Raw genomic sequence first — 7,073 nt, forward strand, 5'->3', positions numbered from 1 at the left:
GGCGCGGACGAGGACGGCGACGGCCTGCACGACCTCCTCGTGCTGGACGGTCCGCCCCGCGACGTGGCACTGCGCGCGAGCCCGAAACACCTCGCGGCGCGCGCCGTGTCGATCCGGAGCGGTGCGTCGCTGCTCGAGCTCGTGCCGCCGGGCGATCTCGCCGCGGTGCTTGGCCCCCGCGACGCCTCGGGCCGCACGCCCGTCGTGGCGGTGCGCCGCTCGACGCTGGCCGAAACGCGCGGCTTCCTGCGGCGGGCTGGACTGCGGCCGGCCGCGATCGTCGGCGCCGGCGCCTTTCCGGGCTTCGCCGCCCCGCCCCGCCTGACACCGCCGATCTGGCGCGACGTCACGCGCTCCGCCCCGCCCCGGACGCGCCTTGCCATTGGCGCGGTCGCGGCCTCGGCGGTCTTCCTCGCGCTGACCTTCCTGCTCGGCGCCGGCGAACCCGAGACGACCCTCGCCGCCGCCCCTGACACGCTCGCCCCGGCCCTCGCCGCGCCGGTCGCGCCGCTGGTGGTGGCCAGCGTCGAGACCGCTCCGGTGGCCGCGCCCCTGGCCTCGACGGTCGCCGCGCCTGTCGTCGCCATCGCCCCGCCGCGCCATGCGCCGTCGCCGCGGCTGGTGGCGGAGGCCGCGCCGAAGGCGCCGGCGCCGCTCGGGCCGGTGGTGACGCAAGGGACGCGCGACATGCCGGAACTCGCGGGGCTGAAGCCCACGGACGATCTCTCCGCCGACCGGATCGCGGCGCGCATCCTGCCCGTTCCGGCGCCGCCCCGCCGTCCCGGCTCCGCCGCGCCGGTGGCGTCCTTCGACGCGGCCGGCCGGCCCGCGCCACGCCCCTCCCAGGCCTCGGTCGCGACGGTCGCGCCGAAGGCCCTCGCGACAAGGCCCGCGCCGGTCGCCGACGGCCTTCGTCCCCGGGCACGCCCGCTCGGCGCGCCGCCGGCCGCGCTCTCCGCCGCGATCACCGGAGCGGTCAACAAGGCCACCGCCGAGCCGGTACGCGTCGCCTCGCTCAGCACGGCGACCGACGCCGCCGCGCTGGTCGCCGCCACCGTCGCCGCCACCACCGTCGCCGCGCCCGAGCCGAGGCCGGTCCGCGCCGCGGCCATCCAGCCGGTGAAGGCCCAGCCGGTGACCGTGCGCGTCAAGCCGAAGCCCGCCGTTCTGGCGACCCGCGCGCCGCTGGCGGAAAAGCCGACGCCCATCACCGCGAAACCGGTCCCGATCGCGGCGAAGCCGGTCCCGGTAACGACCGTCCCGACCAGAACCGTCACCACCAAGGCTGTCCCGGTGAAGCCCGTCGCCACGCGCGCGCCGGTCATGGCTCCCGCGCCGAAGGTGGTGGCGCAGCGCCCCGCCGCGCCGACCGTCCGCCAGGCGAGCCTCGCCCCGGCCAAGACGGCTCCGCAAAAGCAGATGGTCGCGGCCCGGCCGACGGTCGAGAAGGCCGGCCTGTCGCGCGGCAGCGTCTCGCTGCTCGGCGTCTTCGGCGTCGAGGGCGAGCGCCACGCGCTGGTCCGCCTGCCGAACGGCAAGGTGAAACGGGTACGCGCTGGCGACAACCTGTCGGGCGTTCAGGTCGCGTCCGTCGGCGCCGATACCGTCCGCCTGACCGGCGGCGGCCGCGACACCCTGCTGAAGCTCGCCGAATAGACGATCCGGCGGGGCGCCCCGGCGCCCCGCCCCGCGACGCGCTACATGTGCAGCATCTTGCCATAGGCGTCGAGCACGGCCTCGTGCATCATCTCGCTCAGCGTCGGATGCGGGAAGACGGTGTTCGCCAGCTCGACCTCGGTCGTCTCCAGCGCGCGGCCGATGACATAGCCCTGGATCAGCTCGGTCACCTCGGCCCCGACCATGTGCGCGCCGAGCAGTTCGCCCGTCTTCGCATCGAACACGGTCTTGATCATCCCCTCGGGCTCGCCGAGCGCGATCGCCTTGCCGTTGCCGATGAAGGGGAAATGCCCGACCTTGACCTGATAGCCCTGCGCCTTCGCCTTGGCCTCCGTCAGGCCGACGCTCGCCACCTGCGGATAGCAGTAGGTGCAGCCGGCGATGTCGCCCGGCCGCGTCGGATGCGGATCGAGGCCCGCGATCAGTTCGGCCACCATGACGCCCTCGTGCATCGCCTTGTGCGCGAGCCACGGCGGGCCGGCGACGTCGCCGATCGCGTAGAGGTCGGGCACGCCGGTCCGGCAGTATGCATCCACCACCACATGCGTCCGCTCGACCTTCACCCCGGCCGCCTCGAGGCCGATACCCTCGACATTGCCGACGATGCCGACGGCCGAGATGACCGTGTCGAACTCCCGAACCTCGATCTTGCCGGCCGCCTCGATATGGGCGACGACCTTGTCAGGCGCGCGGTCGAGCGCCGTCACGGTGGTGTTCTCCAGGATCGTCATGCCCTGCTTCTGAAACTGCTTTCGCGCGAAGGCCGAGATCTCGGCATCCTCGACCGGCAGCACGCGATCGAGCACCTCGACCACCACCGTCTCGGCGCCAAGCGTGTTGTAGAAGCTCGCGAACTCGATGCCGATCGCTCCCGAACCGATGACCAGCAGCTTCTTCGGCATATGGGGCGGCACCAGCGCATGCCGATAGGACCAGACACGCGCGCCGTCCGCCTCGAGCCCCGGCAGATCGCGGGCGCGGGCGCCGGTGGCGAGGATGATCGCCTTCGCCTCGACGATCCGCTCGCCCTTGTCGGTGGCGACCGCGATCCGGCCGGCGCCGGCCAGTTTCGCCGCGCCCATCACCACGTCGATCTTGTTCTTCTTCATCAGAAAGCCGACGCCGGAATTCAGCTGCTTCGCGATTCCACGCGAACGCTCGACCACCGCTTCGAGATCGAAGCCGATGTTCTCCGCGCTCAGCCCGAACTCCTTCGCCCGGTGCATGAGATGGAACACCTCGGAACTGCGCAGCAGCGCCTTGGTCGGGATGCAGCCCCAGTTGAGGCAGATGCCGCCGAGATTCTCGCGCTCGACAATCGCGACGCTCATGCCGAGCTGCGCGCAGCGGATCGCGGCGACATAGCCTCCGGGGCCGCTGCCGATGATCGCCACGTCGTAGGTCTTGCCAACCATGCGCCTAGCCCCCGGAGAATACGTCGCTTTCGCCCGCTGTTAGCCGATTTGTCCCGACCCGGCCAGAGCCGCCGGGCCGGATCGGCGGACCGGCTCAGCCCGCCGCCTGCCCATAGGCCAGGCGATAGCCTCCGGCTTCGAGGAACGCGGCCTCCTCCGGCGTCGAACGACGGCTGAGCGCGGCGTTCCGGTAGGGGAAGCGCCCGAACTGGCGGATGACCGCGCGATGCGCCCGGGAGTGGCGGACCTGCTCGGGGTCGCCGGCGCTCAGGAGGGTCAGCCGCATGCCCTTTTCCTGATTGGCGACCGATTCCGAGTGCGTGAACGGCAGATAGAAGAACGGCCGCTCCCGCCCCCCGACCCGTCGGTCGAAACCACGCCGGATCGCGCGCGTGGCGATGGCGAGCGCCTTGCCGTCGCTGGCGAACGATCGCGGGTCGCCCCGGAACATGTTGCGGGGGAACTGGTCGAGCAGGATCAGCAGCGCGAGGCAGGCGCGCGGCTCGCAGGTCCAACCGTCGAACTCTCCACGCCGCGCCCGCTCCCACAACGCGCCGAAGCGCTCGCGGATCAGATCGTCGAGCCCGTCGGATGGATCGAACCAGCCCTGTTCACCCACCTCGTCGAGCCAGAATTTCAGGATATCCTCGGCCGTCTGGTCCATTTCCGTCCCTTTCTTTCTTCACCGCGCGAGATCAGGCCCGCGCGGCGTCGTCTTCCAATTCCCCTTGATCGGCGGGCACGGCGCCCGCCGCCCAGTCGATGGCGACACCCTGCGCCACTTCGAGCGCCACGGGCGACGATTGCGGCAGCACGGGCGCGTAGGCCCTGCCGGCCCGGCGCGAGGGCCGCCGCCACATGCGATAGGCGCCATAGCCCGCGACCAGCCCGAACAGCCCCGCCAGATAGAGAAAATAGGTATCCGCCCCGAAACGCGTCATCAGCCAGCCGATCAGGAACGGGCCGGAGATCGCGCCGAGCCCGTTGATGAAGAGCAGTCCGCCCGAGGCAGCCGGCATGTCGGCGGGATCGAGAAAGTCGTTGGTATAGGCGATCAGCAGCGCATAGAGCGGATTGGCGATCCCGCCCACCAGAAAGCCGCCGACCAGCAGCAAGGCCCCCCGGTCCGGCAGGAAGAAAAACCCGAAGCTCGCCACCGCGCCGGCCGCCGTCATGCCGATGATCAGCACACGCCGGTCGATCCGGTCCGAGATCCAGCCGATCGGGAACTGGCAGACGAGCCCGCCGAGATAGATCGCGGCGACGAAGCTCGCGATCTCGCCGACATCGAGGCCCTTCTGCGTGCCGAACACCGAGGCCATGCTGAAGATCGCCGCGTAGACGCCGCCGAGCGCGAAGGTGCCGACGCAGCCGAGCGGCGAGATCGCGAAGAGCTGGCGGAGCGTCATCGGCTTCGTCGTCAGATAGGCGGGCGCCGTGCTGACGGTCAGCAGGATCGGCGCGAAGGAGACCGAGACCAGCACAGACATCACGATGAACAGCGAATAGCCGGCGGGATCGGCCAAGTTGAGCAGCGCCTGCGCCGAGATGATGCCGACCATCTGCACGATCATGTAGAGCGACAGCGCCTGTCCCCGCGTCTCGTTGGTCGCCGCCTCGTTCAGCCAGCTCTCGGCGACGACATAGATGCCGGCGAAACAGAAGCCGATCACGAACCGCATGGCGACCCATAGCGCCGGGCTCGGGTCGAGCGCGTAGAGGATGAAGGCCGCCGAGACCAGCGAGGCCAGGGCAGAGAAGACCCGCACATGCCCGACGCGTCGGATCATGGCCGCGATCCGCCGGGTTCCGACCAGAAAGCCGAGGTAGTAGCCGCTCATCACCCAGGCCATGGTGGTGGCGTCATAGCCCTCGATCGCGCCGCGAATGCCGAGCAGAGTCCCCTGCAGGCCGTTGCCGACCATCAGAAGCATCATGCCGAGCAGCAGGGCCCACGAATTTTTCAGGATGAAGAGCATCGCGGGCTGTCCGAATCTTGTCGCCGAGCATCCGACGCGCCGACGGTTCCGAACCGCTCAGCCGCGACATCATAAAGCCATTTCAGCCGTTCGGCAGCAACAGCGAGCCATCGCCATAGGAAAAGAAACGGTATCGCTCCGCGATCGCATGGGCGTAGATCGCGTGGATCCGCCGCGCGCCCATCAGCGCCGAGACCAGCATCATCAGCGTCGATTTCGGCAGGTGAAAGTTGGTCATCAGTCCGTCGGTGACCCGGAACTGGTAGCCGGGGCGGATGAAGATCGCCGTCTCGCCACGCCAGGGCGCGATGCCGCCGCCGGCGGCGGCGGTTTCCAGCACACGGAGCGCGGTGGTTCCGACCGGGATCACCCGCCCGCCCGCGGCCCGCGTGGCGGCGACCGCCTCGGCGGCGTCCGCGCTGATCTCGCCCCATTCGGCATGCATGCGATGCTCGTCCGGATTCTCGACCTTGACCGGCAAGAAGGTCCCCGCCCCGACATGCAGCGTCACCCGCGTCCGCCGTACGCCTTGCGCTTCGAGAGCCGCCAGCAGCGGCGCGTCGAAATGCAGCGCCGCCGTCGGTGCCGCGACCGCGCCGGGATGCGTCGCGAAGACGGTCTGATAGTCTTCCCGGTCGCGGGCGTCCGGCGCCCGCCGGGCGGCGATATAGGGCGGCAGCGGCGTCTCGCCGACCGCGAGCAGCGCGGCCTCGAGCGCCTCGCCGTCGCGATCGAAGGCGAGCAGGATCTCGGCGCCGTCCTTGTCGCGCACCTCGGCCGACAGCTCCGCCCCGAAGTCGATCCGATCGCCGGCGACGAGCCGCTTTCCCGGCCGGGCGAGCGCGCGCCAGAGGCCGTCGCCGCTCCGGGCGATCAGTGTCGTCTCGACCCGCGCCACCGCGCCACCCGGCCGCGCGCGGGTTCCGGTCAGCCGCGCCGGAATCACCTTCGTATCGTTCAGAACGAGGAGGTCCCCCGGGCGCAGCCAGGTCCCGAGCGCCGCGACCGTGGAATCCTCGATCCGCTCGGGACCGGCGACCAGCAGACGCGAAGCGGGCCTCGGGCGCGCGGGGCGCAGCGCGATCAGGTCCTCGGGCAGGGCGAAATCGAAATCGGCGAGGCGCATCACTTGTCCTTCGGTCGCCGCCGTATAGTTTGCGCGGAGGCGGGCCACAACGTCCGCGATCGGAGGAGTTCATGACGGACCAGGCCGCGGCCATCGAGATCGGCCACGCCGCGCCGGCCATCACCCTGCCCCGCGATGGCGGTGGTGAGACCTCGCTGTCGGACTTCCTCGGCAAGCGGGTGGTGGTGTATTTCTATCCGCGCGACGATACCCCGGGCTGTACCATCGAGGCGGTGGAATTCTCCGGCGAGCTGCCAGCCTTCGCTTCCGCCGAGACGGTGGTGATCGGCATCTCGAAGGACAGCGTCAAGAGCCACGACAAGTTTCGCGACAAGCACCAGATCGGGGTGATCCTCCTCTCCGACGAAGCGGGCGACGTCGCCGAACGCTATGGCGTCTGGGGCGAGAAATCGATGTACGGCAAGACATTCATGGGCATCGAGCGGGCTACCTTCCTGATCGACCGCGAAGGCCGGATCGCCAGGATCTGGCGCAACGTGAAGGTCGCGGGCCACGCAGACGAAGTTCTCGCGGCCGCCCGGGTGATCTGACACCCCGCGGGCGGATCGGCGCGCGTCCCGCGGATCGCCGCGTGTCGGCGGAGAATTGGGGGCCCCAGACCCTTGTGGCTCAAAGGAACGCGGTGCGATCATGAACTCGCAAGGAGGGCCGACATGAGCAAGAGACAGAAGGCTCCCGTCTCGGCGAGCGACCTGGACCGCCGGCAGTTCCTGGGCACGGCGGGCGTGGCGCCTGCGGTGAATGAACGGGTCTCGACCATTCCGCCGGGCGTGCATGGCGGCAATATCGACAATTGGCGCATCGGGGCTGGCGCCACGGCGGCCGCTGCTGTCGCGGACTTGCATGCGGCGGGGA

At 70.4% G+C, this 7,073-nt stretch carries 5 protein-coding genes and 2 pseudogenes; 3 read left to right on the forward strand and 4 right to left on the reverse strand.

Translation table 11 applies throughout. The features are described from left to right. Positions 1–1,656: pseudogene (locus tag Q0480_RS05050) on the forward strand (hypothetical protein); the annotation flags it as partial. 41 nt (positions 1,657–1,697) lie between these two features. Here the strand turns inward: Q0480_RS05050 and lpdA are convergent. From lpdA to queA, 4 genes are all read right to left on the reverse strand, one after another. Next, positions 1,698–3,092, reverse strand: a complete 1,395-nt coding sequence (gene lpdA, locus Q0480_RS05055; RefSeq protein ID WP_299131268.1) for a dihydrolipoyl dehydrogenase — start codon at positions 3,090–3,092, stop codon at positions 1,698–1,700. 94 nt (positions 3,093–3,186) lie between these two features. Next, positions 3,187–3,756 carry a DUF924 family protein gene (locus Q0480_RS05060; RefSeq protein ID WP_299131270.1) on the reverse strand — a complete coding sequence of 190 codons (570 nt, stop codon included), beginning with the start codon at positions 3,754–3,756 and terminating at the stop codon, positions 3,187–3,189. A gap of 31 nt (positions 3,757–3,787) precedes the next feature. Continuing rightward, positions 3,788–5,071 carry an MFS transporter gene (locus tag Q0480_RS05065; RefSeq protein ID WP_299131271.1) on the reverse strand — a complete coding sequence of 428 codons (1,284 nt, stop codon included), beginning with the start codon at positions 5,069–5,071 and terminating at the stop codon, positions 3,788–3,790. Positions 5,072–5,153: 82 nt separating this feature from the next. Then, the gene (gene queA, locus Q0480_RS05070; protein ID WP_299131272.1) at positions 5,154–6,197 is read right to left on the reverse strand and encodes a tRNA preQ1(34) S-adenosylmethionine ribosyltransferase-isomerase QueA; all 1,044 of its coding nucleotides are present in this window, start codon (positions 6,195–6,197) and stop codon (positions 5,154–5,156) included. Positions 6,198–6,268: 71 nt separating this feature from the next. Here queA and bcp point away from each other — a divergent pair, with 71 nt between their 5' ends. Further along, entirely contained in the window at positions 6,269–6,748 is a 480-nt protein-coding gene (bcp, locus tag Q0480_RS05075; RefSeq protein ID WP_299131273.1) for a thioredoxin-dependent thiol peroxidase, read from the forward strand. Between the two features lie 123 nt (positions 6,749–6,871). Beyond that, positions 6,872–7,073 (forward strand): annotated as a pseudogene (locus Q0480_RS05080) (hypothetical protein); the annotation flags it as partial.

Source organism: uncultured Amaricoccus sp. (assembly GCF_937891315.1).
GTDB lineage: Bacteria > Pseudomonadota > Alphaproteobacteria > Rhodobacterales > Rhodobacteraceae > Amaricoccus.

What these genes read in the sequence shown, in the direction of transcription:
- lpdA (WP_299131268.1), bottom strand. Translation starts at nt 3,092, where the DNA reads ATGGTTGGCAAGACCTACGACGTGGCGATCATCGGCAGCGGCCCCGGA.
- Q0480_RS05060 (WP_299131270.1), bottom strand. Translation starts at nt 3,756, where the DNA reads ATGGACCAGACGGCCGAGGATATCCTGAAATTCTGGCTCGACGAGGTG.
- Q0480_RS05065 (WP_299131271.1), bottom strand. Translation starts at nt 5,071, where the DNA reads ATGCTCTTCATCCTGAAAAATTCGTGGGCCCTGCTGCTCGGCATGATG.
- queA (WP_299131272.1), bottom strand. Translation starts at nt 6,197, where the DNA reads ATGCGCCTCGCCGATTTCGATTTCGCCCTGCCCGAGGACCTGATCGCG.
- bcp (WP_299131273.1), top strand. Translation starts at nt 6,269, where the DNA reads ATGACGGACCAGGCCGCGGCCATCGAGATCGGCCACGCCGCGCCGGCC.